27 protein-coding genes are annotated in these 24,472 nt (G+C 71.8%); 14 read left to right on the top strand and 13 right to left on the bottom strand.

Features of this window, described 5'->3' with window-relative positions; genetic code table 11:
• Positions 1 to 12 precede the first annotated feature (12 nt).
• From BLV39_RS34675 to BLV39_RS34665, 3 genes are read right to left on the bottom strand one after another with little or no spacing between them, the layout of a single operon-like run.
• The gene (locus BLV39_RS34675) at positions 13 to 687 is read right to left on the bottom strand and encodes a DUF899 domain-containing protein (RefSeq protein WP_204082695.1); all 675 of its coding nucleotides are present in this window, start codon (positions 685 to 687) and stop codon (positions 13 to 15) included.
• A gap of 2 nt (positions 688 to 689) precedes the next feature.
• Positions 690 to 1,028 carry an ArsR/SmtB family transcription factor gene (locus BLV39_RS34670; RefSeq protein WP_090801645.1) on the bottom strand — a complete coding sequence of 113 codons (339 nt, stop codon included), beginning with the start codon at positions 1,026 to 1,028 and terminating at the stop codon, positions 690 to 692.
• Positions 1,015 to 1,449, bottom strand: a complete 435-nt coding sequence (locus BLV39_RS34665) for an SRPBCC family protein (RefSeq protein WP_090801642.1) — start codon at positions 1,447 to 1,449, stop codon at positions 1,015 to 1,017. Before BLV39_RS34665 ends, BLV39_RS34670 begins: the two co-directional genes overlap by 14 nt.
• A 129-nt stretch (positions 1,450 to 1,578) precedes the next feature.
• Here BLV39_RS34665 and BLV39_RS34660 point away from each other — a divergent pair, with 129 nt between their 5' ends.
• Both BLV39_RS34660 and BLV39_RS34655 read left to right on the top strand, forming a co-directional pair.
• A complete protein-coding gene (locus tag BLV39_RS34660) occupies positions 1,579 to 2,541 on the top strand; it encodes a golvesin C-terminal-like domain-containing protein (RefSeq protein ID WP_090801638.1) in 963 nt (320 codons plus the stop codon).
• Between the two features lie 14 nt (positions 2,542 to 2,555).
• Positions 2,556 to 3,212, top strand: coding sequence for a Type 1 glutamine amidotransferase-like domain-containing protein (locus BLV39_RS34655; RefSeq protein WP_090801635.1), 657 nt, complete (start codon positions 2,556 to 2,558; stop codon positions 3,210 to 3,212).
• Here BLV39_RS34655 and BLV39_RS34650 read toward each other — a convergent pair.
• Both BLV39_RS34650 and BLV39_RS34645 read right to left on the bottom strand, forming a co-directional pair.
• The gene (locus BLV39_RS34650) at positions 3,199 to 3,726 is read right to left on the bottom strand and encodes a GNAT family N-acetyltransferase (protein WP_090801632.1); all 528 of its coding nucleotides are present in this window, start codon (positions 3,724 to 3,726) and stop codon (positions 3,199 to 3,201) included. The two genes, BLV39_RS34655 and BLV39_RS34650, sit on opposite strands and share 14 nt — an antisense overlap.
• Positions 3,727 to 3,739: 13 nt before the next feature.
• Complete coding sequence (locus tag BLV39_RS34645) at positions 3,740 to 4,318, bottom strand: TetR/AcrR family transcriptional regulator (protein WP_090801629.1); 579 nt, start codon at positions 4,316 to 4,318, stop codon at positions 3,740 to 3,742.
• 69 nt (positions 4,319 to 4,387) lie between these two features.
• Here BLV39_RS34645 and BLV39_RS34640 point away from each other — a divergent pair, with 69 nt between their 5' ends.
• The 3 genes from BLV39_RS34640 (at position 4,388) to BLV39_RS34630 (ending at position 7,267) form a co-directional block, all read left to right on the top strand.
• Positions 4,388 to 5,152, top strand: a complete 765-nt coding sequence (locus BLV39_RS34640) for an SDR family oxidoreductase (RefSeq protein WP_090801626.1) — start codon at positions 4,388 to 4,390, stop codon at positions 5,150 to 5,152.
• Between the two features lie 72 nt (positions 5,153 to 5,224).
• Complete coding sequence (locus BLV39_RS34635; protein WP_090801623.1) at positions 5,225 to 5,749, top strand: NfeD family protein; 525 nt, start codon at positions 5,225 to 5,227, stop codon at positions 5,747 to 5,749.
• Between the two features lie 12 nt (positions 5,750 to 5,761).
• Positions 5,762 to 7,267, top strand: coding sequence for a flotillin family protein (locus BLV39_RS34630; protein WP_090801621.1), 1,506 nt, complete (start codon positions 5,762 to 5,764; stop codon positions 7,265 to 7,267).
• 39 nt (positions 7,268 to 7,306) lie between these two features.
• Here BLV39_RS34630 and BLV39_RS34625 read toward each other — a convergent pair whose 3' ends face one another.
• Positions 7,307 to 7,792 (bottom strand): carboxymuconolactone decarboxylase family protein, encoded by a 486-nt coding sequence (locus BLV39_RS34625; RefSeq protein WP_090801618.1) that lies wholly within the window; start codon positions 7,790 to 7,792, stop codon positions 7,307 to 7,309.
• Between the two features lie 169 nt (positions 7,793 to 7,961).
• Here BLV39_RS34625 and BLV39_RS34620 point away from each other — a divergent pair, with 169 nt between their 5' ends.
• Together BLV39_RS34620 and BLV39_RS44900 are read left to right on the top strand one after the other, a co-directional pair.
• Positions 7,962 to 8,837 (top strand): RNA polymerase sigma-70 factor, encoded by an 876-nt coding sequence (locus BLV39_RS34620; protein WP_090801616.1) that lies wholly within the window; start codon positions 7,962 to 7,964, stop codon positions 8,835 to 8,837.
• A 70-nt stretch (positions 8,838 to 8,907) separates the two neighbouring features.
• On the top strand, positions 8,908 to 11,298 hold the full coding sequence (locus tag BLV39_RS44900) for a family 20 glycosylhydrolase (protein WP_090801613.1): 2,391 nt from the start codon (positions 8,908 to 8,910) through the stop codon (positions 11,296 to 11,298).
• Here the strand turns inward: BLV39_RS44900 and BLV39_RS34610 are convergent.
• Positions 11,295 to 12,335, bottom strand: coding sequence for an aldo/keto reductase (locus BLV39_RS34610; protein ID WP_090801610.1), 1,041 nt, complete (start codon positions 12,333 to 12,335; stop codon positions 11,295 to 11,297). The two genes, BLV39_RS44900 and BLV39_RS34610, sit on opposite strands and share 4 nt — an antisense overlap.
• Before the next feature lie 120 nt (positions 12,336 to 12,455).
• Here BLV39_RS34610 and BLV39_RS34605 point away from each other — a divergent pair, with 120 nt between their 5' ends.
• From BLV39_RS34605 to BLV39_RS34590, 4 genes are read left to right on the top strand one after another with little or no spacing between them, the layout of a single operon-like run.
• Positions 12,456 to 13,073: a TetR/AcrR family transcriptional regulator gene (locus BLV39_RS34605; protein ID WP_090801607.1), complete on the top strand. Its 618-nt coding sequence runs from the start codon at positions 12,456 to 12,458 to the stop codon at positions 13,071 to 13,073.
• Between the two features lie 11 nt (positions 13,074 to 13,084).
• Complete coding sequence (aroA, locus tag BLV39_RS34600) at positions 13,085 to 14,344, top strand: 3-phosphoshikimate 1-carboxyvinyltransferase (RefSeq protein WP_090801604.1); 1,260 nt, start codon at positions 13,085 to 13,087, stop codon at positions 14,342 to 14,344.
• 9 nt (positions 14,345 to 14,353) lie between these two features.
• Entirely contained in the window at positions 14,354 to 14,797 is a 444-nt protein-coding gene (locus BLV39_RS34595; RefSeq protein ID WP_090801601.1) for a hypothetical protein, read from the top strand.
• Positions 14,798 to 14,849: 52 nt separating this feature from the next.
• Entirely contained in the window at positions 14,850 to 15,731 is an 882-nt protein-coding gene (locus tag BLV39_RS34590; RefSeq protein WP_090801598.1) for a hypothetical protein, read from the top strand.
• On the opposite strand, the gene BLV39_RS34585 is transcribed toward BLV39_RS34590, so the two are convergent.
• Entirely contained in the window at positions 15,706 to 18,582 is a 2,877-nt protein-coding gene (locus BLV39_RS34585; RefSeq protein ID WP_090801595.1) for an AfsR/SARP family transcriptional regulator, read from the bottom strand. The genes BLV39_RS34590 and BLV39_RS34585 overlap by 26 nt on opposite strands.
• A 65-nt stretch (positions 18,583 to 18,647) precedes the next feature.
• Here BLV39_RS34585 and BLV39_RS34580 point away from each other — a divergent pair, with 65 nt between their 5' ends.
• Genes BLV39_RS34580 through BLV39_RS34570 form a run of 3 tightly spaced genes read left to right on the top strand, consistent with a single transcriptional unit; the run spans position 18,648 to position 19,982 of the window.
• On the top strand, positions 18,648 to 18,977 hold the full coding sequence (locus BLV39_RS34580) for a hypothetical protein (protein ID WP_090801593.1): 330 nt from the start codon (positions 18,648 to 18,650) through the stop codon (positions 18,975 to 18,977).
• A complete protein-coding gene (locus BLV39_RS34575) occupies positions 18,974 to 19,687 on the top strand; it encodes a DUF4386 family protein (RefSeq protein WP_090801590.1) in 714 nt (237 codons plus the stop codon). Before BLV39_RS34580 ends, BLV39_RS34575 begins: the two co-directional genes overlap by 4 nt.
• Positions 19,688 to 19,697: 10 nt before the next feature.
• Positions 19,698 to 19,982: a DUF427 domain-containing protein gene (locus BLV39_RS34570; RefSeq protein ID WP_090802830.1), complete on the top strand. Its 285-nt coding sequence runs from the start codon at positions 19,698 to 19,700 to the stop codon at positions 19,980 to 19,982.
• Here BLV39_RS34570 and BLV39_RS34565 read toward each other — a convergent pair.
• From BLV39_RS34565 to BLV39_RS34545, 5 genes are read right to left on the bottom strand one after another with little or no spacing between them, the layout of a single operon-like run.
• Positions 19,966 to 20,946 carry an amidohydrolase family protein gene (locus BLV39_RS34565; RefSeq protein WP_090801587.1) on the bottom strand — a complete coding sequence of 327 codons (981 nt, stop codon included), beginning with the start codon at positions 20,944 to 20,946 and terminating at the stop codon, positions 19,966 to 19,968. The two genes, BLV39_RS34570 and BLV39_RS34565, sit on opposite strands and share 17 nt — an antisense overlap.
• On the bottom strand, positions 20,936 to 21,703 hold the full coding sequence (locus BLV39_RS34560; RefSeq protein WP_090801584.1) for an NAD(P)-dependent oxidoreductase: 768 nt from the start codon (positions 21,701 to 21,703) through the stop codon (positions 20,936 to 20,938). Before BLV39_RS34560 ends, BLV39_RS34565 begins: the two co-directional genes overlap by 11 nt.
• Positions 21,696 to 22,667, bottom strand: coding sequence for a VOC family protein (locus tag BLV39_RS34555; protein WP_090801581.1), 972 nt, complete (start codon positions 22,665 to 22,667; stop codon positions 21,696 to 21,698). The genes BLV39_RS34560 and BLV39_RS34555 overlap by 8 nt, the downstream gene beginning before the upstream one ends.
• Positions 22,664 to 23,707 (bottom strand): PrpF domain-containing protein, encoded by a 1,044-nt coding sequence (locus BLV39_RS34550; protein WP_090801578.1) that lies wholly within the window; start codon positions 23,705 to 23,707, stop codon positions 22,664 to 22,666. Before BLV39_RS34550 ends, BLV39_RS34555 begins: the two co-directional genes overlap by 4 nt.
• On the bottom strand, positions 23,704 to 24,399 hold the full coding sequence (locus BLV39_RS34545; protein WP_090801575.1) for a 4-carboxy-4-hydroxy-2-oxoadipate aldolase/oxaloacetate decarboxylase: 696 nt from the start codon (positions 24,397 to 24,399) through the stop codon (positions 23,704 to 23,706). The genes BLV39_RS34550 and BLV39_RS34545 overlap by 4 nt, the downstream gene beginning before the upstream one ends.
• Positions 24,400 to 24,472: the final 73 nt, after the last annotated feature.

The raw sequence follows: 24,472 nt of genomic DNA, 5'->3' as shown, positions 1-24,472 counted from the left end.
TGGGCGGGTGCCTCAGTACTCGTCGGGCAGCCGCATCGCCGGGCCGCCCGCCTGGAGGCCGAGTGGCTCTGCCCGCCCCTTCGGCTCCTCCCACGCCTCCTGCCGACCGAGCGCGGTCAGGTCGAGATAAGGGTATCCATTGTGGAACTCTTCGATGCCGCGACTGAACGTGGAGTACGTGTGGAAGACGTCGTCACCGACCCGCAGGAACGCGCTGACGCCCGGCATCTCACCGCCTTCGACGGTGGCGCCGAAGTCCTCGTTGAAGTCATTGCCGTAAGCGGAGTACCAGGGAAACGTCCAGCCCATCCGTTCCCGGAACGCGGCGAGCTTCGGGTGCGGCGCCCGCGAGACCGCCACGAGCGTGGTGTTACGCGCGTGCAACTGCCGCACCGCGCCGATCTGGTCGGCGGCCGAGGAACAGCTCGGACAGGCCGCCTCCCACTCCGGCGCGAACATGAAGTGGTGCAGCACGAGCTGCGGCCGGCCTTCGAACAGGTCCGCCAGACCCACCGGGCCGTCGGGACCGTCGAACTCGTACGCCTTGTCGACGCGGACCATCGGCAGTCGGCGGCGGTCGGCGTTGACCCGGTCGCGCGCCCGGGTCAGCTCTTTCTCCTTCACCAGCAGCTCCGCGCGTGCGGTCAGCCACTCTTCGCGCGAAACGACCTCGGGCATCGTGCCCATCGTCATCCTCCTTCGTTCATCCGCTCCCGCAGGGCGGCCAGCGGGCCGTCCCAGTCGCGGGCCAGGGCGGCCAGGAACTGTTGCGCCACCTTCATCGGCGCCGAGTCGAGCCGGTAGCGGACCCGGCGCCCCTCCCCCGGCTCGGCGGTCACGAGCCCCGCCTCCGCCAGCAGGCCCAGGTGCTTGGCGATGGCCTGCCGGGTGATGGGCAGTTGGGCGGCCAGGTCCGTCGCGGTGGCCGGGCCGCGGGCCGCGAGCGCGGCGAGGATGCCGCGCCGGCTCGGGTCGGCCAGGGCCGCGAACACCTCCTGCGCCACCGCCTCCGGGTCAGGCCTGGCCATCGAGGTATGCGACGAGCTCGCCCAGCTCGTTGGTCCAGCCCCGGTCGTTGCCCGAGAAGGCCGCCTTGTGCTCGGCGTCCGGAAGCTGCGCGAACCCGCTCTCGACCATCGTCAGCGTGGTGCCGACGCCGTGGGGAGCCAGCGTGAACTCCACATAGGTGCGTCGCGGGTCGTTGTCCGGCAGGCCGTGCACCGGCCAGGTGTAGCCGAAGACGTGCGGTGGCTCCAGGCGCTCGATCGTGAGGGTCGCCGTGTCACCGCTGTCCCAGGTGAGCTTGGCCTCGCCGCCGACCCGCAGGTCGACCTCGGCCCGGTTGCCGAACCACGTGCCCAGGCCGTCAGCGGTGGTCAGCGCCGCCCACACCCGCTCCGGGGGTTGGGCCAGCTCGACCGTGCGCTCGATCCGATCGGGAAATGCCATGTCGACCTCCTCATAGCAACCATCTGGTTGCTACCCAACTTAATAGCAACCGAGCGGTTGCGTCAACCCGAGGGCACATATTCATGAAACTCTCTTTCATGGTCGTCGATATGTTGGTTGAATATCTTCATGAAGCCCGTCCTTCGTTGGTCGGCCGCCGCCGTCGCGGCCGCTCTGGTTCTGCTCGGTCCGGCCGACTCCGCGGCCGCGGCGACCACCATCGTCGACAACGGCACTGCCGGACGGTTCACCGCCAGCACCGGCTGGGGCACGTCCGCGTGGTCGGCTCAGCGGTACGGCGCCGACTACCGGTTCGCGACGCCGGACACCGTCGCGAGCGATGCCGCCTGGTTCAAGGCGTCCATCGCCGCCGCCGGCGCGCACCTGGTCGAGGTCTGGTATCCGGCGGACGCCGGCTACAACGGCGCCACTCCGTTCGTGGTCGCCACGACCGGCGGCACTCGGAGTGTGGTGGTCGACCAGCGCGCCAACGGTGGGCGGTGGGTCAGCCTCGGCACGTTCACGCTCGCCGCCGGTGACTACAACGTGGTCGGGGTGAGCCGGTGGACCAGCCAGCCCGGCTACGTCGTCGCCGACGCGGTCCGGATCACCTCGTCGACCGGTTCCCCCTCGATCACCTTGCCGCTCGCCCGAGGCGCGCTGCCGCGCAGCGAGTACGACGACCCGCACCACGACTACCCCGCGATCGACCTGCCGGTCGGCACCGGGACACCGGCGTACGCCGTCCGCTCCGGCACGGTGGTGGTCATCGACGACAGTTCGTGCGGCCGCGGCATCAACCTGACCGGCAGCGACGGCGCCATCTACACGTACTGCCACTTCTCGTCGTGGTCCGTCTCGAACGGCGCGTCGGTCACCGCCGGCCAGCAGGTCGGACTGACCGGCAACACCGGCAACTCGACCGGTCCGCACCTGCACTTCGGCATCAGGACCGGCACCACGCGGCGCTGCCCGCAGAACTTCCTGCTCGCTCTGTACGACGGCGCGACGCCGCCGGCCGCGAGCAGCTTGCCGACCACGGGGTGCTTCTACGTCGCCCGCTCGACGGCCCCGGTGGTGCCGCTGGGCTGATGTTAGGTTGCCCCATGCGGCTTCTCCTGTGTTCCTCCGGCGTCAACAACCGGGCCATCCACGACGCCCTCGTCGACCTGCTGGGCAAGCCGATCGCCGAGTCCAACGCGCTCTGCGTTCCCACCGCGGGCTACTTCTACGACCCGACCGGGCCGTGGAGGTTCGTCAGCGGGCAGGCGCCCGCGAGGTTGGTCGGTCTCGGCTGGAAGTCAGTGGGAGTCCTGGAGCTCACCGCGCTGCCCAGCATCGACCGGGAACGGTGGGTCCAGTGGGTCCGGGACGCCGACGTCCTGCTGGTGAACGGCGGCGAGACGGTGTATCTGCGCCGCTGGATGCGGGAGTCCGGGCTGGCCGACCTCCTGCCGTCACTGGCCGACCTGGTCTACGTCGGATCAAGCGCCGGCAGCCTGGTGCTGACCCCGCGCGTCGGGCGGCACTTCGTCGACTCGCCCACCGACGACGACGGCATGCTCGGGATGGTCGACTTCTCGATCTTCCCGCACCTCGATCTCCCCGACACCCCGCGGTTGAGCATGGCCGCCGCGGAGCGGTGGGCGGACGACATCGCGGGCCCGGCGTACGCGATCGACGACGACACGGCCATCAAGGTGACCGACGGCACCGTGGAGGTGGTCTCCGAAGGATCGTGGAAGTTCTTCAACCGCGGGTGAGGTCCAGCTCGTAGACCCGGACCGGCCGCCCGGCGGAAGGCTCGACCGTCTCGCGTTCGAGGTGCATGCCGATCTTGATCATCACGCGGGCGGAGGCTTCGTTGCCGACCTGATGGATGCTGACGAGTCGCTCGAGGCCGAGGTCGTCGCGCGCGTGCTGGACCACGGCTCGGGCCGCTTCGGTGGCCAGCCCCAGTCCCCAGTGTCGCCGCCCCAGTCGCCACCCGATCTCGACGGCCGGCATGATCTCGGGAAGGAACGTCGGCACCGCCAACCCGGTGAACCCGGCCAGCTCACCGGTCTCCCGCACGACGAGGGCATAGAGCCCGAAGCCGTGCTCTTCCCAGTGCCTCTCGAAGGCCGCCAGACGCTCGGCGGTGGCCTCCCTGTCCAGAACGCTGCCATCGCGGATCCAGCGCATCACTTCCGGCTGGGAGCAGACCTCGGCGAAGGCGTCCAGGTCGTCCTCCTGCCATCGGCGCAGCAGGATTCGGGGCGTAACCAGGCTGTTCACCACGACACCCTAGCTAGTGATCGCGGACAGGGTCGCCGACGGCCGCGGCGAGCGCCTTGGCGACCAGGCCGGCCAGGTCGCTGCGGCCGTCGTCCTGGGCCCACCGCACCAGGGCGGTGTGCATCGCGGCAAGGCAGGCGCTGGCCGCCGCCTCGGCATCGAACGGGTCGCCGGCGTCGGCGCCGAGAGCGTCCACAATGGCCTGCTGCAGGACGTAGTGATTGTCGAGATGCCGCGCCCGTAAGGCCTGGGTCGAGATCATGAGCTGAAGCCGGGCGAGGAGGAAACGGTCACCGGTCACCGCCGTGGCCGACTCGACGAGCGCCTGGCCGATCCGACGCACCGGCGGGCGCACGCCGGCGGACGCGGCCACCCGGGCCGCGACGAGCGGGCCTAGCTCGTCCACCAGGACCAGGTCTTCCTTGGTCGGGAAGTGCCGGTAGACGGTCATGGCCGAGACGCCCGCGGCCTCCGCCACCTCGGTCACGGTCGTGGCGTCGTAGCCGCGCTCGCTGAACAGCCGCACCGCGTGCGCCTGGATCGCGCGCTGGGTCTCGGCTCGGCGCTGCGCTCGCAGCGGTGACTCGGGCACGCGTTAGAGACTACCAGTGTGTTAGCGTCTACCAAGTTGGTAGTGACTAACACAAATGAGGCAGCGACCATGACTGATCTGACCGGCAGGACCGCCCTCGTAACCGGGGCATCGCGCGGCATCGGGCAGGCGATCGCGACCCGGCTGGCGGCGCGGGGTGCGGCGGTCATCGTCCATTTCGGCACGGACCAGGACGGCGCGGCGGCGACGGTCGACGAGATCGTGCGCGCCGGCGGCACCGCGTTCACGGTCGGTGCCGAGCTCGGGGTGGACGGCGACGTCGAGAGGCTCTTCGCGGGCGTCGAGGCCGGCCTGGCCGGACGCCCGCTCGACATCCTCGTCAACAACGCGGCGGCCGCGCCCGCCGGCCCGATCGGCACCACCACCCGCGCGCAGTTCGACCACCTCTTCGCGGTCAACGTGCGCGCGCCGTACTTCATCATTGAGCGCGCCCTGCCGTTGTTCCGCGACGGCGGCCGCATCATCACCATCTCGTCGGTGGCGACCCGGATGGCCAACTCCGCCCAGACGTCCTTCGCCATGACGAAGGGCGCGGTCGAGACGATGAGCCGGACCCTGGCCAACGAGCTCGGAGTCCGCGGCATCACCGTCAACGCGGTCGCGCCCGGCGCGACCCGGACCGTGACCAACGCGGCCGTGTTCGAGACGCCGGGCCTGGCCGGGCTGATCGCCGGCACCACGGCACTGGACCGGTTGGGCGGGCCCGACGACGTCGCCGAGGTCGTCGCGTTCCTCGCCTCCGACGCGGCCCGCTGGATCACCGGCCAGGTGGTCGACGCGAGCGGCGGCCTGTTCCTCGGGCCACGGATCTGACCCTTTGCGCGGATCCCGCCGCTGGCGGGTGGTAGCTACCCTGCACTCAGGACGCGGGGAGGGCGGTGTCGGATGGACGGTGCCACCGTTGTCTTCCTGCTCATCGGCGGCGCCGGTGCGCTGGTGCTGGCTCTCTCGCTGCTCGGCGGCGAGCTGCTCCACTTCGGACACCTCGAACTGCCCGACTTCTTCTCCATCGAGGCGGTGGCGGGCTTCCTGGGCGCGCTCGGGTTCGCCGGTGCGATCACCAACGAGCTGGTCGGTGGGCACACGCCCGAGACGGTGGCGGTGGCCGGGGCCGTGGGCGTGCTCGCCGCACTGCCCACCGCCTACCTCGCGGTGCGCCTGTCGCGGGCCGCCCGCAACATGCACACGGACGCCACGCCCACCCGGGCCGACCTCGTCGGCACCACCGGCGTGGTGGTCACGCCGATCAGCGCGACCGGATACGGCGAAGTGCGGGTCCGCCTCGGCGGGCAACCGATCAAGCTGTACGCCAAGGCCGACCGGCCGCTGCCCGCGGGCGCCGAAATCTTCGTCATCGAGGCCGCCAGCGAGACGAGCGTCGTCGTCGAGCCGGTGCACCCCCTCTCCTGAAGGGCTTGTCAGATGCCACTGCTCATCGGGCTCGGCGGCGCCGTGCTGCTGGTGCTGCTCCTGGTCATGTTCGTGCTCTCCCGCATCAAGGTGGCCGGGCCCAACGAGGCCTTCATCGTGACCGGCCGCAAGGGGCGGGCCACCGTGTCGTCCGCCGGCATCCGGCAGACGGACCTGTCGGGCCAGAAGGTCGTCATGGGCGCCTCCGTCTTCGTCGTGCCCGTGGTGCAGAAGCTCCAGTCGCTGGACCTGTCGAGCCGGCGCATCCACGTCGAGATCACCGGCGCGGTCACCAAGTTGGGCATCCGCGCCGCCCTGCACGGCGTCGCGATCGTCAAGGTCGGCGGCACCGAGGACGCGATCCGCGCGGCCGGGCAACGGTTCCTGCGCCAGCAGGCCGAGATCGACGAGTTCACCCGCGAGGTGCTGGCCGGTTCGCTGCGTTCGATCGTCGGCCGGCTCACCATCGAGGAGATCATCCGGGACCGCGCCGCCTTCGCGTCCGCGGTGGCCGAGGAGGCCGAGCACTCGATGACCAACCAGGGTCTGGTGCTCGACACGTTCCAGTTGCAGGACATCGTCGCCGAGGGCTCGTACCTGCAGGATCTCGGTCGGCCCGAGGCCGCCCGGGTGCTCAAGGAGGCCTCCATCGCGGAGGCCCGCGCGCGGCAGTCCGCCGAGCAGGAGCGCCTGCTGGCCGAGGAGGCGATCGCCGAGGCGGAGCGCAACCTCGCGCTGAAGAAGGCGGGCATCCAGGCGGAGATCGACGCGGCCAGGGCCCGGTCGGCGGCCGCCGGCCCGCTCGCGACCGCCGAGCGCGACCAGGCCATCCTCGCCGAGCAGCAGAAGGTCGCCGAACGCAACGCCGAGCTCAAGCAGCGGCAGCTCGACACCGAGGTGCGCAAGCCGGCCGACGCGGCCCGCTACAAGCTGGAGCAGGAGGCCGAGGCGTCCCGCAACGCGGCCGTCTTCAAGGCCGACGCCGAGCGCCAGGCGACCATCGCCGCGGCCCAGGCGCAGGCGGAGCAGGCGCGGCTGACCGGTGAGGGTGAGCGGGCGCGGCGGGCCGCGCTGGCGGAGGCCAACGCGATCGAGGGCGCCAAGGAGGGCGAGGCCGAGCAGCGCCGGCGCACGGCCATCGCGGACGCGATCGAGCGCGAGGGTTCCGCCGAGGCGGCGGCCATCCTGGCCAAGGGCAACGCCGAGGCCGAGGCGATGGCCCGCAAGGCCGACGCGTTCGCCACGTACGGCGAGGCCGCCGTCCTCGACCTGCTCGTGCGGGTGCTTCCGGAGGTGGTCGAGGCGGCCAGCCGCCCGATGAGCGCGATCGACAAGATGACCGTCATCTCCACCGACGGCGCGTCGGCACTGGCGAAGTCCGTCGCCGGCAACGTCGCGCAGGGCCTCCAGCTCGGCTCGGACCTCACGGGTGTCGACCTGCCGGCGCTGCTGGCCCGGCTCGGCGAGCGGGCCAACGGCGGCGAGACGAAGGCCGTGGAGGGCAAACCAAAGAAGTAGGAGCCGGCCCGGCCCGCGGTGGGCCGGGCCGACCCGGGTTCAGTCGAGCAACTTGGCGGCCATCCCGGCCTCGTACGAGCCGGCCGGGGTCCGCATGATGACGTTGATCCGGTTGGCCATATTGATCATGGCGACCACGCAGATCAGCGCACCGATCTGGTCGTCGTCGAAGTGCTTGCGCACCTGCGCCCAGGTCTCGTCGGACACGCCCTCGTGCGCGTCGGCGAGCCGGGCGCCCTCCTCGGCCAACGCCAGCGCCGCCCGCTCCGCCTCCGTGAACACGGTGGCCTCGCGCCAGACGGCGACCAGGTTGAGCCGCACCGAGGTCTCGCCCGCCGCCGTGGCCTCCTTGGTGTGGATGTCGACGCACATCGCGCAGCCGTTGATCTGGCTGACCCGAAGCTGCACCAGCTCGGCGGTGGCCAGCGGCAGCGTCGACTGGTGCAGGACCGAAGCGGCGCCGAAGACCCGCTTGGCGAACTTGGCGGCGGTCGGGCTCTCGAACAGGTTGAAGCGGGCGTCCATGACGTTCTCCTCGCTGGTGTCTCGCGTACCGGACGCTCATGAGATGCCGGCCGCCCGCACCCTGTGACAGGGTGACGAGGTGACCCACGCCATAGCCGGCTCACTGTCACGGAACCGCGGTGCCCGGTGTCTGGTGGATGTCAGGGTCAAAGGCGAACAGGAGTCACCCATGCCCGCCACCGAGACATTCGTCGCCCACCGCAACCTGCTTTTCACCGTCGCCTACGAGCTGTTGGGCTCGGCCGTCGACGCGGAGGACGTGCTGCAGGAGACGTGGTTGCGCTGGGTGGACGTCGATCTCGACACGGTGCGGGACCAGCGCGCGTACCTGGTGCAGATCACCACCCGCCAAGCCCTGAACCGGCTGCGCACGCTGAGCCGGCGCAAGGAGACCTACGTCGGTCAGTGGTTGCCCGAGCCGCTGCTGACCGCGCCCGACGTGGCCGACGACGTCGAGCTCGCCGAGAGCGTCTCGATGGCGATGCTGCTGGTGCTGGAGACGCTCACGCCGACCGAGCGGGCGGTCTTCGTGCTGCGTGAGGTGTTCGCCCTGGAATACGAGGAGATCGCCGAGGCCGTCGAGAAGGAGCCGGCCACGGTGCGCCAGATCGCACACCGCGCCCGGGCCCACGTCGCCGCGCGCCGCCCGCGCGGTGGCGTCTCCGCCGACCAGGCCCGCGGTGCCGTCGAGGCGTTCCAGCGGGCGGTCGAGACCGGCGACCTGCAGAGCCTGGTCGACGTGCTCGCGCCGGACGTCGTGCTGCTGGGCGATGGCGGCGGAGTCCGCCAGGCCATCCCGAAGCCGGTTGTCGGCGCCGCCAAGGTGTCCCGCGTGCTGGCCGCCGGCCTGCCCCGCGTCGCGGGCCTCGTTGCCGTCGAGCCGGCGCAGATCAACGGCTGGCCCGCGCTGATCATCCGGATCGACGGGGAGATCGACAACGTCGTCGCGGTGCGGATCGACGACGGCCTGGTCACCGGTCTCTACATCGTCCGGAACCCCGAGAAGCTCTCGCGCGTGGAGCGGGAGACGACCGTGAGCCGTTGACACCACCGCCGGCGAGACATAGCCTGCCGTCGAACTCGCAGGAAACTTTACCGTTTCGCTGGAGGACGTCGTGCACCGTCGCGCCCTGGCCCTCGCGGCCGTCACCATCCTCGCCGCCGCCGGGCTCGTCGCCGGTGCCACACCAGCCAGCGCGGCCGTCGTGAGCTTGCAGAGCGTCGTGCCCGTGCCGGTGACCGTGCAGCCGGCGACCGGTGTCACCTACACGTTGCCGGCCGGCGCGGCGATCCAGACCGACGCGGGCTCGGCGGCCGTCGGCACCTACCTCGCCGGGATCCTGCGCCCCTCCACCGGCTACGCGCTGCCCGTCACGACCGTGAGCGGCACCCCGTCGAGCGGCATCGCGCTGCTGCTGTCCGGGGCCGACTCGAGCGTCGGGGCCGAGGGCTACCAGCTCGACGTGACCGCGAGCGTGCTCACCATCCGCGCGCAGACCGCGGCCGGGCTCTTCTACGGCGTGCAGACCCTGCGGCAGCTCTTCCCGGGCGCCATCGAGGCGCGGACCGTCCAACCCGGACCGTGGGAGGTCGCCGGCGGCCGGATCGTCGACCGCCCCCGGTACGCGTACCGGGGCGCGATGCTCGACGTCTCTCGGCATTTCTTCGGCGTCGACGTGGTGAAGCGCTACATCGACCACATCAGCCAGTACAAGCTGAACACCCTGCACCTGCACCTGTCCGACGACCAGGGCTGGCGGATCGTGGTGGACGCCTGGCCACGGCTGACCAGCGTCGGCGGCAGCACGCAGGTCGGCGGCGGTCCCGGCGGCTTCTACACCAAGGCGCAGTACAGCGACCTGGTGGCTTACGCCGCCGCACGGCACATCACGATCGTGCCGGAGATCGACATGCCGGGGCACACCAACGCGGCCCTCGCCTCGTACGCCGAGCTCAACTGCGACAACGTCGCCCCGCCGCTCTACACGGGCACCGCCGTCGGCTTCAGCTCGCTGTGCGTCGGCAAGGAGCTCACCTACACGTTCGTGCAGCAGGTGCTGAACGAGCTCGCCGCGCTCACTCCCGGGCCGTACCTGCACATCGGCGGTGACGAGGCGAACAGCACCTCCGACGCCGACTACCGCACGTTCATGAACCGGATCCAGCCGTACGCCGGTGCCGCCGGCAAGACCGTCATGGGCTGGCACCAGCTCGGCCAGGCCGACCACACGCCCGGTCGGATCGCGCAGTTCTGGGGCACCACGACCTCCGACCCCGACCTGAGCGCGGCGGTCGCCAAGGGCGACAAGGTCGTCATGTCGCCGGCCAACAAGGCCTACCTGGACATGAAGTACACCAACGAGACGCCGCTCGGGCTCAGCTGGGCCGGGCTGATCGAGGTGCAGACCGCGTACAACTGGGATCCGGCGACCCTGGTGCCCGGCGTGCCCGCGAGCGCGATCCTTGGCGTCGAGGCTCCGATGTGGAGCGAGACGCTCACCCAGCTCGCGCACATCGAGTTCATGGCGTTCCCGCGCATGCCCGCCATCGCGGAGCTCGCCTGGTCGCCCCAGTCGGCCCGCAACTGGGACACGTTCAAGGTGCGCCTGGGTGCGCAGGGTCCACGGTGGACGACCCAGGGCATCTCGTTCTACCGCTCGCCGCAGGTGCCGTGGGCGACGGCGCCACCGACCGGCGGCCGCGTCGAGGCGGAGTCGTACACGTCGCAGTCGGGTGTGCAGATCGTCGCCGACGCGGCGGCGCACGGCGGCAACCGCGTCGGCTACATCGACGCCGGGGACTGGATCGGCTTCTCCGGCGTCTCCGTGGCCGGCCGGACCGGCTTCACCGCCCGGATCGCGTCCGGCGGCACGGGCGGCACGATCCAGGTGCGCTCCGGCTCGGCCACCGGGCCGCTGCTCGGTTCGGTCGCGGTGCCCAACACCGGCGGCTACGGCACCTACGCCGACGTCAGCACGAGCCTGACCGCCGGGTCGGGGTCGCTGTTCCTGGTCTTCACCGGCAGCGGCGGCGGGCTGTTCGACATCGACGACTTCGCCCTCACCGGCACCACCCCGCCGGCGACGAACCTCGCCCTGAACAAACCCGCCACCGCCGACAGCCGGTGCGCCACCAACGAAGGACCCGAGAAGGCCGTCAACGGGACGACCAACGGCGGCAACGCCGACAAATGGTGCTCCGTCGGCGCCACCAAGTGGCTGCGGGTCGACCTGCAGTCCAGCACCGCCGTCGGCCGCGTCGTCGTCCGCCATGCCGGCGCCGGCGGCGAGAGCGCCGGGTTCAACACCCGGGACTTCGACATCCAGACCAGCGGCGACGGCACCACCTGGACCACCGCCGCGCAGGTCCGCGGCAACACGGCCAACGTCACGACCAGCACGTTCGGCCCGGTCGCGGCGCGCTACCTCCGGCTCAACGTGATCTCGCCGACCAGCACGTCCGACCAGGCCGCCCGCATCTACGAGCTCGAGGCGTACGCCGCCTAGGCCAGGTTGGCCGCGGGGATCCGCATCGGGTTGAAGGCCGCCTGGATCCAGTTCGGGTACGCGACCGGCGGCCGGCTGACCTCGTCGAGCTCCGCGAGATCCTGCTCGGTGAGGGTCAGGTCGGAGGCGGCCAGGTTGTCGGCGAGCTGCTCGGGCTTGCGGGCACCCACCACGACACTGGTGACCGCCCGCTGGGCGAGCAGCCAGGCGAGCGATACCCGGGCGGGGCTCACCTCGTGCCGCGCCGCGACGGCCCGGACCACGTCGAGGATCTTGAAGCCGGCCTCCTCGTCGAACGGCACGAAGTCGCCGCCGGCCTGGACCCGGCGGGAGTCCTGCTCGGTGCTCACGCCGCCGCGGTCGTGCTTGCCCGAGAGGAACCCGCCGGCGAGCGGCGCCCAGACCGTCAGGCTCACGCCCTCGTCCTCGGCCATCGGCACCAGGTCGCGCTCGGCGTCTCGGGAGACCAGCGAGTAGTGCGTCTGGTTGGAGACGAGCCGGGCCTGGTCGTGCAGCGCGGAGATGCCCAGCGCCTTGCTGATCTGCCAGGCGAAGAAGTTCGAACAGCCGATGTAGCGGATCTTGCCCTGGCGCACGGCGTCGTCGAGCGCGCTGAGCGTCTCCTCCATCGGCGTCACATGGTCATAGTTGTGGAGCTGGTAGAGGTCGATGTAGTCGGTGCCCAGCCGGCGCAGGCTGTCCTCCACGGACCGCATGATGTGCATCCGGGTGAGGCCCTGGTCGTTCGGCCCCGGCCCGACCGCGGCGAGCAGCTTGGTGCCGATCAGCACGTCGCGCCGGCGGCCCTTGATCGCCTGGCCGAGCAACTGCTCGCTCTCGCCGTCGGCGTAGATGTCGGCGGTGTCGATGAAGTTGACCCCGGCGTCGAGCGCCATGCCGACCAGCCGATCGACGCCGTCCTGCCCAAGGGCGCCCAGGTTCTTGTAGATCGGGTGGTCCGCGCCACCGAAGGTGATCGCCCCTAGGGAGATCTCGGAAACCCATACCCCCGTGCGTCCCAACAGACGGTATTTCACCGTTTACCCCTTTTACGCGGTCAGCTCGTCCGGACACTATGTCCGGCGCAACGCTACACGGCGTCCGGACACGGTGTAGTGTGATGATCGACATCCGGCCCAGCCCATAGGATTCCCACCATGGCCTCGATCACCCGGCGACGCGCACCGAAGGTTTCGCGGCCCGTCTCGGCCGAGGACGAGATCCTGGCCGCGACGCGCCGGATCCTGACCGGCGGCGCGAGCTTCACCGATCTCGGTGTGCAACAGATCTCCGTCGAGGCCGGCGTCGCCCGCTCGACCTTCTACGCCCACTTCCGGGACAAGACCGACCTGCTCCTGCGGCTGGCCACCGACATGCTCGCCACGTCCTTCGACGTCGCCTCGGCCTGGGAGCCGACCGACGGCCTCGACAAGCTCGCCGAGGACTTCCTGCGGATCCTGGGTGTCTACCGGGAACACGCCGCCGTCCTGCGAGCGGTCGGCGAGGTCGCCACCTACGACCTGACCGTGCGCGACTTCTGGAGCCAGGGCCTCGCGCAGTTCACCGACCGGACGATCGCGGCGCTGCGCGCCGAGCAGGCCGCGGGTCGCACCCCCGCCGACGTCAACCTGGTCAGCGCCGCGCGGGTGATCGTCCAGGGCGGCGAGCGGGCCATCTTCGACCAGGTCACCACCGCGCCACCCACCGACGACGCGGCATTCGCCCGTGAGCTGGCCCAGACCTGGTGGTACGGGGTCTACCGGCGCCCCGCCTAGAATCCACCCTCGTGCGTGACTTCCCGGACGTCCTGGCCGTTTCCCCGTCGCGCGGGCCGCTCGACGCTGTCGTGCGCCCGCCGGGTTCGAAGAGCATCACCAACCGAGCGCTGCTCTGCGCCGCCCTCGCGCCAGGCACCTCGACGCTGAGCGGCGTCCTGTTCGCCGACGACACCCGCGCGATGCTGGGTGCGATCGCCGCGCTCGGCGCCACTGTGGACGCTGATCCGGCGGCCGCCCGCGTCACCGTGACGGGGATCGACCTGCGCGCCGGCACGTCGGACGCCGTCGTCGACGCCCGCCAGTCGGGCACCACGGCCCGGTTCGTCCTGCCGGTCGCGGCGGCGCGGCCTGGTCGCACGGTGGTCGACGGCGCACCGCAGTTGCGCGCCCGGCCGTTCGGGCCGGTGCTGGACGCGTTGCGCGACCTCGGCGGCGAGGTCTCGGCGGAGGACTTCCTGCCCGCGACCGTGCGGGGTCCGTTGCCTGGCGGCCCGGTTCAGGTCAGCGGCCACATCTCCAGCCAGTTCCTCTCCGGGCTGCTGCTGGCCGGCCCGCTGATGACCGACGGCCTGGCGGTGGAGGTCACCTCTCCCCTGGTTTCCGTGCCGTACGTCGAGATGACGAAGGCCGTGATGGCCGCGTTCGGTGTCACGGTCGACGGGCTGCGGGTGGCGCCCGGTTCCTACCGGGCGACCGACTACGCCGTCGAGCCGGACGCGAGTGCCGCCTCCTACTTGCTGGCCGCGGCCGCGGTGGCCGGCGGCACGGTGACCGTCCAGGGGCTCGGCACCGGGAGCCTGCAGGGCGACGTCCGCTTCGCCGACGTCCTCGCCGAGATGGGCGCACACGTGTTGCGCACGGCCGACTCGCTGACGGTCAGCGTCGACGGCCCGCTGACCGGCGTCGACGTCGACATGGCCGACATCTCCGACACTGCGCAGACGTTGGCCGCGGTCGCCGTCTTCGCCGACTCGCCGACCCGGGTGCGCGGCATCGGCTTCATCCGCCGCAAGGAGACCGACCGGCTCGCGGCGATCGTCACCGAACTGCGCAGGGCAGGCATCGACGCCACCGAGGACGACGACGGTTTCACGATCCGCCCCGGTCAGCCCCGACCGACCCGGTTCGCGACGTACGACGACCACCGGATGGCGATGAGCCTGTCGCTGCTGGGCCTGCGCGTGCCCGGCATCGAGATCGCCGGCCCCGGCTGCGTCACCAAGACGTACCCCGAATTCTTCGAGGATCTGGACCGACTCCTGTTCTAGGGTTTGGGCATGGCCACCATTCGGCTTCACCAGACCACCACCGCGACGCCTGAGCAGTTCGTCGCCGGGCTCACCGACTTCGGTCCAGGGCGGTCAGAGCTCTTCGGCCGCAGTGACGACGGATACCTCAAGGTGCACGAGCGCAGCACTGATCACGCTGATGTCACCGAGGGCTCCGGTGGCATCTGGGAACGCCTGAACTACGACTGGTCCGACATCAACCACGTCGTCCTCACGACGACGGACTCCAACACCTGGGGCGGTCGGTCGGGCCACACCTACAACCTGACGCCGCAGCCCGACGGCACGACCGATGTGGACGTGGTCGTGGTGCGCGAGGGCAAGAACTTCAAGGGCAAGGCCATCGGGGCCCTGCTCGGCGTCGTCGGCACCGGCATGTTCGCCAAGGGGCTCGCGAGCACCATCAAGGCGATCGAAGCCCGCAACCGCTGACGGGTCCGATTCCTTCAAGCCATGCCCGGCGCCCGCGCGTACGGTCTCGGGAATGGAAAAGCGATTCGTCGACGGGCGCGACTTCATCCGGTGCGCGGGCCGGCTCCTGGAGCGGCGGCTGTTCGCCACCTGCTTCGAGGCCGCGCCCGGCACGGGCGTGCTCGACGCCCTGCGCGGCTACCGCAACGACGACGGCGGGTTCGGCCACGGGCTCGAGCCCGACAAGCGCTGCCCGGCCAGCCTGCCCATCGACGTCGAGTGCGCGCTCCAGGCCATGGTCACGGCGCGGACCGTCGACCCGGCACTGGTTCGCGACGCGTGCGACTACCTCGCGACGGTGACTGTCGGTGGCGCCGTGCCGCTGGCCTTCCCGGTGATCGAGGACTACCCGAGGGCCGAGCACTGGTCGGACTGGACCTACGAGCCCGGCCTCAACCCCACCGCGGGCATCGTCGGTCTGTTGTACGAGCTCGGCGTCGAGCACCCGTGGACCGCCACCGCGTCGGCCTACGTCTGGACCACACTGGACACTGTGGACCTGCCCGCCGACGCGCACGCGCTCAGCGAGGTCCTGGGCTTCCTGGAGCACACGCCGGAGCGGGGCCGGGCCATCGCGGCGGCGGACCGGGTGCGTGACGCACTCACCAAGGCGTCGTGGTTCCGCCTGGACCCGGACGACGACGCCTATGGGCTTTCGCCGCTCAGCGTCGCTCCGTCCGCGGACAGCCCCTGGCGCGGTCTGTTCGGCGAGGACGTCATCCAGGCCCACCTCGACCGTCTGGAGCGCGACCAGCAGGACGACGGCGGCTGGCCGGTCACCTGGGAGCCGCCGGGCCAGGCCGCGCTCGGCGAGTGGCGCGGCATCGTCACCCTGGGCAGCCTGCGGACCCTGGTCTCCTACGGGCGGCTCAGTCCCGGTCCCGATCCGAGATGAGGTGCCGCGCCGCCGGCAGGACGGCGTCGGCGGCGGCGCGCAGTCCCTCGTCGGCGCGCAGCCGGGCCAGGGTGTCGAGGGCCAGCACCTCGACGTCGACGGCGTGGTCGCGGCGAGCGGCGGCCAGCACGTCGTCGAGGCGCCGGCCGGCGTCCGGCGCACCGTCGTCCGCGTCGAGGGCGGCCAGCAGGTAGTCAGCGAGCAGGGCCGCGTCTCCCCCACCGGCGGCGGCGTACCACCGGCACGCGGGCTCGACGGCGGTGCGGGCCTGGTCGCCGCGGCCGAGCGCGCGCAGGACCCAACCGAGGCGTACGCCCGCGAGGGCGGCCGTGCGCGGGTCGCCGGTGGCACGCGCGGTGTCGCGGGCCAGCCGGAGGGTGGCGACGGCCCCTTCCCGGTCGCCGTCGCGGTGCTGGACGCGGCCGAGGTTGGCCAGGTGGTGTGCCTCTGCGGCCGCGAACCCGAGCGCGTGTGTCGCGTCGGCGGCTCGGCGCAGGTGCGCGGCGGCCGCACCGAACCGCTGTTCGGCCTGGGCGAGCTCACCCAGCAGGGCTTCGGCGTGGCTGAGCGCCCACTGGTCGCCGACCGGTTCGAGCAGGCGCAGCGCCTCGGCGCAGGCGGCCCGGCCCTGTGCGACGTCGCCCAGGGCGATCCCGGCCCAGGCTTCCAGCAACCAGCTCACGCCCTCCTCCCAGACCTGACCGTCGCGGTGGAACGCCGACCGGCAGTCGGCCAGCAGGGCGAGCGCCTCCGGTGCCCGACCCTGCTGGCTGCGGACGAACGCGAGGTAGAGGCCGTTGCCGCCGGCCTCCTCCAGGTCCGCCGTTGCCCGGTCGAGGTCGCCGCCCGAGGCCTCCAGGAAGCCGGCCAGCAGCAGCGCCGTCGCCCGGTCCTGTTCGGAGGCGCGGGAGTCGGCTGCGGAGAGGGCCGCGCGGACGCGCCGGGCACCGTCCGGTCCGGCGCCGAGGACGGACCAGGCCCAGCCGAACCCGTTGGCGATCCGCAGGCCCAGCAACGGGTCGTGGTCGGCGGTCCAGGAGAGCGCGGCGTCGGTGTTGGCGCCCTCCGCCCGTACCGTCGCCAGGTGGGTGGCCTGGTCCGCGCCCCGCGCGCCGGTGGCGGCCCGGTCGGCCGCCTCGGCCAGCCACGTGGCGTGGGCGGCCTGGGCCACGTCGGCCAGACCGGCCGCACGCAGGCGCTCCAGGCTGTACGCGTGGACGCTGTCCAGCAGCCGGTACCGCGTCGCGTCGCCGTCGACCGCGACGAGTGAGCGGTCGACGAGCCGGTCGACGATGTCGACGGCGGCGGTGGCCGGCACGTCGAGGGCGGCGAGGACGTGCTCGAACGCGGTTAGCGGCGCACCCCCGGCGAAGCACGCGAAGGCCCAGAGACCGCGCTGGTCGTCGGGGAACAGCAGGTCGTAGCTCCAGGCGATGGCGGCGCGAAGGGTGCGCCGGCGTTCCGGGCGGCGGCTGGTCGGGTCGACCAGCAACGCGAACCGGTCGTCGAGGCGCCGGGCGATCTCGTCGATCGACAGCGCCTTGGCGCGGGCACCGGCGAGCTCGATGGCCAGCGGGAGGCCGTCGAGTGCCCGGCACACCTGCGCGATGGACCGTCGCGTGTCCGCGTCGACCACGAGTGACCGGCGCTGCTGTGTGGCGCGCTCGGTGAACAACGTGATCGAGTCGGCGAGCGTCAACGGCTCCAGCGGGAAGCCGACCTCACCATCCACACCGGACGGAACCTGGCTCGTGGCGAGGACCCGCAGCCCGGGCGCCGCGCTCAGTGCCGTGCTGACCAGGTCCGCGACCTCGTCCAGCAGGTGCTCGCAGTTGTCGAGCACGAGCAGCAGGTCGATGCCGCGCAGCCGGTCCAGGACCATGGCCCGCGTCGCCGCGCTCACGCCGAACGCCTCGCCCACCGCGGGCCACAGGGGCGCTCCGGGGCGCACGCCGTCCAGGCGGACCAGCCACGCGCCGCCCGCCGGCCGGGCGGACCGCGCCACCTCGACGGCGAGGCGGGTCTTGCCGACCCCGGCCGGGCCGACCACGGTCACCAGCCGATGGTCGCGCGTCGCGCGGGTGAGGGCGGTGAGCTCCGCGTCGCGGCCGACCAGCGACGCCGAGACCCCCGGCAGGTTTCCCGGGGCTGGCGCGTCCAGGCCGTGGTCCTGGCGCAGGACCCGCTGCTCCAGATCGCGTAGCTCCCGGCCCGGGTCGACGCCCAACTCGTCGGCGAGGCGCCGCTGGACCCGGCGGTACGCGGTGAGGGCGTCGGCCTGCCGGCCGGACCGGTAAAGGGCGGTGATCAGCAGCGCCCACAGGCGCTCGCGGAGGGGATGGGCCTCGACCAGCCCTTCCAGGTCGCCGACCAGCTCACCGGCGGCGCCGAGGTCGATCCGGGCGGCGAGGCTGTCCTCGGTCAGGCGCAGCCGTGCCTCCCGCAGCCGGGTGCGGTGCGGTGCGACCCAGGCGCCGTCGCCCGCGCCGGGCAGGAGGAGATCGCCGCGGAACATCGCCAATGCCGTGGCGGTGTCGCCGTCGACCTCCGCCAGCCGGAGCACCTCCAGCGCGTCGACCTGGCCGCGGCCGATCGCCAGCGTGTAGCCGGCCGGGCCGCCCTGGACCAGCGCGGGATCGCCCAGCGCACGGCGGAGCGCGGACACCTTCGACTGCACCGTGTTGCGGGCGCCGCCGCCCCACAGATCCTCGATCAACCGCTCGGTCCGCACGAGCTCACCGGCGTCGAGGGCGAGCCGAACCAGCACCTCGGTGGTCTTGCCGGCCGGTATCGCCAGCGGGACACCATCGCGTCGCACCTCGACCGGACCCAAGACCGCCACGGTCAGCACGGGTCGAGCATAGGCGTCAGCCGGGCATCAGCGCGGCGTCAGCGCCCGCGTCGATCCTTCGAGGCATGACCGACACCGACCGGCTGATCCGGCAGTTCATCGGCGGCGACGCCGCGGCGGCCGCCCGCCTCGTCGAACAGGCCCGGACCAGCCAGGAGCCGGTCCTGTTGGTCGCGGCCGTGTTGGCCGCCCCCGCCACGCCGGGCCTGCTCGCGCGGGCCGCGCGGCGGGCGGCGAGCACCCGCGACCGTCAACTCGTGGCCATCGCGGCCGCGCATCTCGACGGCGACCACGACCGGGTGCACACCCTGGCCCGGGACCACCTCGCCGACCACCCCGACAACATCCTCGTCGCCTGGATCGCGGGCGCACACCACCACCGGGAGGACTCATGAACCGCAAGCTCACCGCAGCGCTGCTGATCGCCGCCGCCGTGCTGACCAACGTGGCGTTCACGGCACTGGGCAGTGTCTTCAACTACCCGGACGTGCTCAAGGAGCCGGTCGACGCGGTACTCGCGTCGTTCCGCGCCCACCAGGGTGCGGTCACCGGCTGGTTCACCGTGCTGGCCCTGTCGGCCGCGCTGTTCGCGCCGATCGCCGTCGGTGTCGGGCGGCTCTCCACCAGTCGACTCATGCGGGTCGCGGTGCCGGTCGGCATCGCCGCCGCGGTGGTGCAGGTGATCGGCTTGGCCCGCTGGCCGCTGCTGGTGCCCGGGTACGCCGCCGACGCGACCAGCGCCGACCCGGCCGTCGCCGCCGGCGCCCGCGACTCGTTCGCCACCGCCCACCTGGTCCTCGGCAACATCATCGGGGAGACCCTCGGCTACCTGCTGACCGCCGCGTGGACGCTGCTGGTGCTGGCCGCTCTCGGTCGTACCCTCGCCGGACGTTGGTTCTCGGTCCTCGGCGCGGTGTCGGCGGTCCTCGTCCTGGCCGGTGTGCTCTCGCCGCTGGACCTGCCGCTCGTCGACCTGGCCAACTTCGCCGGCTATGTCCTCTGGAGCCTGTGGCTGCTGGCCTTCGCGGTGCTGTTGCTGCGCCGTCCGCGCGCCGAGGACGTGACGGCCGCCGCTCGCCTGGCGACCGTGCGACGCCCGACATAGGTTGGGTCTCATGCCGAAAGCGATCTGGAACGACCTGGTCATAGCCGAGTCCGACGACACCGTCGTGGTCGAGGGCAACCACTACTTCCCCCGCGCGGCGCTGCGGGACGACCTGATCAAGGAATCCGCCACGCACACCATCTGCCCCTGGAAGGGCACGGCCTCGTACTACTCCCTCCAGCACGACGGCCAGTCCAGCGCCGACGCCGTCTGGTACTACCCCGAGCCGAAGCCGGACGCCGAGATGGTCCGCGACCGGGTGGCCTTCTGGAAGGACGTCAAGGTCGTCGACTGAGCCGCGGGTAGACGCGGTACGCGTTGCGCTCGTACACCTTTGACCGGTCGTCGGCGTCCAGGTGCAGCGCGTCGACGTAGCGGCGGGTGTCGTCGAAGTGGTGGCCGGTGCGTGGATCGATGCCACGCACCGCACCGAGCACCTCCGACCCGAACAGGATGTTGTCCACCGGGACCACGCCGAAGAGCAGGTCGATGCCCGGCTGGTGGTAGACGCAGGTGTCGAAGAACACGTTGCCCAGCAAGGCTTCCTCGATCGGTGGCCGACCCAGCATGTCGGCCAGGCCACGGAACCGACCCCAGTGGTACGGCACCGCTCCCCCGCCGTGCGGGATCACCAGGCGCAGCGTCGGGAAGTCGGTGAACAGGTCCGCCTGCAGTAGCTGCATGAAGGCGGTCGTGTCGGCGTTGAGGTAGTGCGACCCGGTGGCGTGGAAGCTGGGGTTGGTGACCGCCGACACGTGCACCATGGCCGGCACGTCGAGCTCGGCCATGGCCTCGTAGAAGGGGTACCAGCTCCGGTCGGTCAGCGGCGGTGCGGTCCAGTGGCCACCGCTGGGGTCGGGGTTGAGGTTGCAGCCCACGAACCCGAGCTCCTCGACACAGCGCCGGAGCTCCGCCACCGAGTGGGCGATCGGCACGCCGGGTGACTGCGGAAGCTGGCAGACGCCCGCGAAACTGTCGGGGTAGAGCTGGACCACGCGGGCGATCAGGTCGTTGCAGGCCCTGGCCCAGGCTCCGCTGACCGTCTCGTCGCCGACATGGTGGCCCATCGCCGACGCGCGCGGTGAGAACAGCGTGCGGTCGATGCCGCGTTCGGCCATCAGCCTGAGCTGGTTGCCTTCGATCGACTCGCTTAGCTCGTCGTCGGAGATCTCCGGGTACGGCGGGGGTTGCCCCGCGTCGCGCCAGGCCGTGTGGGCGGTCGGTGCCGTCGTGTAGTGACCATGACAGTCAATGATCATTGAGGCTCCGGAGCAGGTCGCGGGCGGCGTTCGTGATCCGGGGCTCGACACCCAGTGCGCGCAACTGTTCGGCCGCCGCGGCCATCTCGTCGGCCCGTCTTCTCGCGTGCCGGTGGGTGCCGTCGACCAGGCGGTCGATCGTGCGCGAGTCGAAGCCGGCCAGCTCCGCGCTGATGTTGCCGCGGAGCCAATCGGCGCAGCCGGCCGCTTCGGCGGCGGTGAGGGCCTCGACCACGGCGGCGGCCAGGCCCTTGTAGAAGACGCTGCGCAGGAGCTTGCGGGCGATCGCGGCGCCCGCCGGTCCGGGTTGGACGGTGACGTCGGCGCCGAGCGGGGTGAGGAGGTCGGCATAGCGTTCGGCGGCCCGCCCGGCGACGAGCATCGGGGTGCGCAGGCCGTTGCCGGGCACGGGCGCCATCAGCGCGACGTCGACGACCTCGATGCCGGTCGCCCGTGCGGCCAACGCTGCTTTCACCGCGGGTGCGGCGGTGTTGAGATCGGCCCAGATGGTGCCTGGCGCTAGGGCGGTTAGCGAGCTCTCCAGGGCCGGCAGGGCGTCGTGCGCGCTGTTGACGCTCAGCACGAGGTCGGCGTCGCGGACGGCGTCGGCGTCGTCGTTCCGGCCCTCCACACCGGACGGTGGTGCGACGAGTGGGTCGAAGCCGCGCACGTCGACGCCTTTGGCGACGAGGTCCCGGGCGAGCTCACTGCCGGCCTCGCCCAGCCCGAGCACGGCGACCCTCAGTTGACTATCCATTCTGGATCGGGACGACCGGGGTGCCGTGGGTGTGGAAGGACTCGATGGTCTTCAGGCCCCAGGCCTGGCCCTTGGCGCGTTCCTCGCGGGTCCAACTGATGGTCTTCCAGTCGGGGGCGAGGATCAGCCGCGCGCCGGCGTTGCACAGCTCGATGCGGTTGCCGCCGGGCTCCCACACGTACAGGAAGAAGGTCTGCTGGATGGCGTGCTTGTGTGGCCCGGTCTCGATGTGCACGCCGGCGTCGAGGCAGACGTCGGCGGCCCGCAGGATCTCCTCGCGGGTGTCGGTGGCGAACGCCAGGTGGTGCAGGCGGCCCCGGGTGCCGGTCCAGTCCTCGGTGTAGACGAGGTCGTAGCTCTTGTTGCCCAGCGAGTACCAGATCGCCTGCGGGCTGCCGTCATCCTTGACGATCTGCTCGGTGCAGCGCGCGCCGAGGGTGTCGCGCAGGAACGCGGCGGTCCGCGGAACGTCGGCGGTGAGGTAGTTGACGTGGTCGAGCCGGCGCAGGTTGGCTCCCCGGCCGGGATAGGCCGCGGCCTGGTTCTTCAGCGCGGGCCGGTCGGTGTCGTCCGCCGCGTACCAATCCACGTCCCAGTAGAGGCCGAGCTCGTGCCCGTCGGGGTCGGCGATCAGGTGCACCTCGCCCAGATCTCGCGCGTCGGTGACCACGCCTCGGTGCAGGCCGGCGGCCTTCGCCGCGTCTTTCAGGCGATCGAGCGCCTGCGGACTGGCCGCACGGAGGTAGGTGCGGCCGACGCCGGCGGTGTCGCGCTGGATCAGCCGCAGCGTCCAGGACTGGTAGTCGTCCCAGGTGTGCAGGTAGACGGAGGTGGCGTCGCGGTGGACCTCGCGCAGGCCCATCTGGTTGACGAAGAAGTCGCGGGATTTTTCGAGTACGGGCGTGTACAGCTCGACCGGGCCGACATGGGCGAGGTCGCGGCGCCGGTCCGGGTCATCGGTCATGTGGTTGCCTCTCCATCGCGGGGCCAGACCAGGCCGTCAGACAGCTTGCGGGCGGTGCGCACGACAGCGCTGGACCGCAGCCGGGTCAGCGGTCCTTCGCCTTCGAGGTCGACGGTCACGTCGAACGTGCCGGTCGGGTGCTCGATCCGCACCAGTCGTGGCGGCCCCGGCGAGGTCACCCCGGCGGCCACCGAGACCGCACCCAGGACGCCGATCGCCGGGTGGACCCGGTGCGGGATGAAGGTCCGGGTGGTGACCGTGCCGCCGTGCCTGGGCGGCGAGACGATGGTGATCTTCGGGACCGTGCTGTCGGTGACGTCGCCGAGGCCCATCGCGGGGCCGGCCTCGCGGCGCAGCGTCTCCACTTTGGTCCTGAGCGCGGCGTCGGCCTCCAGCGCGGCCGGTGTCTCGGTGCCGTCGAGGCCGAGGGCGCCGGCGCGCACCAGGACGACCGGCATGCCGGCGTCGACGCAGGTGACCTCGAGGCCCGCGAACCGGTCGACGAGGTTGCCTGTCGGGAACACCGTCCGGTCGCTGCCCGGGAACTCGATTTCGATCGGCGCGGCCGGGAACGGTGTGCCGGCCATCGTGGTGTCACCGGCGTAGGTCACCCGGCCGCCCGGCGTGCGTACCCTTTCTCGGGCGTACGCCACCGTGGGGTTCATGATCCGGATGCGCACCTCGGTCGTCTCTCCTGCCGCCGGGACGAGGCCCCGCTCGATGGCGAAGGGTCCCACGCCGGCTAGCAGGTTGCCGCAGGTCTGCGCGTCGGTGACGACCGACCGGTCCGGCACCACCTGGAGGAACAGGTAGTCGACGTCGGCGGCGGCGTCCGTCGAGCGGCTGACCACGGCGACCTTGCTGGTCAACGGGTGTCCGCCGCCGATGCCGTCGACCTGCCGCTCGTCGGGCGAACCCATGATCCGCAGGAGCAGGTCGGCGCGCTCCCGCGGGTCGTCGGGGAGGTCTGCCGCGAGGAAGTACGCGCCCTTGGAGCTTCCGCCGCGTAGTTGCATACAGCGGACGCCGTCGGTGCTCATCGGTCCGGCAGCCGGTCGACGTATTCCACGCCCAGGTCGTGCAACAGAGGGCGCAGGCCGTAGAGGTCGACTCCGAGCGTGCCGGCGGCGAGCGTGGCGCGCTTGGCCTCCTCGTTGCTGATCCGCTTGGCGGCGGCCTCGGCCACGGCTTCACCCGCCGGGGCGGGCAGGACGACCACACCGTCGTCGTCGGCGACCACGACGTCGCCGGGCCGGACGAGCCGACCGGCGGCCACGACGGGCACGTTGACCGAGCCGGGGCTGGCCTTCACGGTGCCCTGGGCGTGGACTGCGGCCGACCAGACCGGGAAGCCCATGGCGCGCAGGCTCGCGAGGTCGCGTACGCCCGCGTCGATCACCAACCCGAGCACCCCGCGGGCCGTCAGCGACGTGGCCAGCAGATCGCCGAACATGCCGTCGGTCGACGGCGACGTCGTCGTGACGACCAGGATGTCGCCGGCCTGGCAGACCTCGACCGCGGCGTGGATCATCAGGTTGTCGCCGGGGTGGCAGGAAACCGTGATCGCCGAGCCGGCGATGGTGACGCCGGCCTGGCGGGCCTGGATCGCGGGTCCGAGCAGCCCGACCCGCCCGGCCGCCTCGTGGACCGTGGCGACGCCCGCGTCGCCCAGCGCGGCGATGACGGCCGGATCGGCGCGGTCGACGTGGCGCACGACGTAATGGGCTGCCATGCCGGCTCCTCCCTGACGGATCGACGGTAACGACCACCAAGATCGCAGTCAATGTCCACCTCGATCAGTCCAA

The sequence above is a fragment of the Asanoa ishikariensis genome, from assembly GCF_900107455.1.
Lineage (GTDB): Bacteria > Actinomycetota > Actinomycetes > Mycobacteriales > Micromonosporaceae > Asanoa > Asanoa ishikariensis.
Note: the sequence above shows the minus strand (reverse complement) of the source record. Positions and strands in the feature narration are given on the sequence as shown.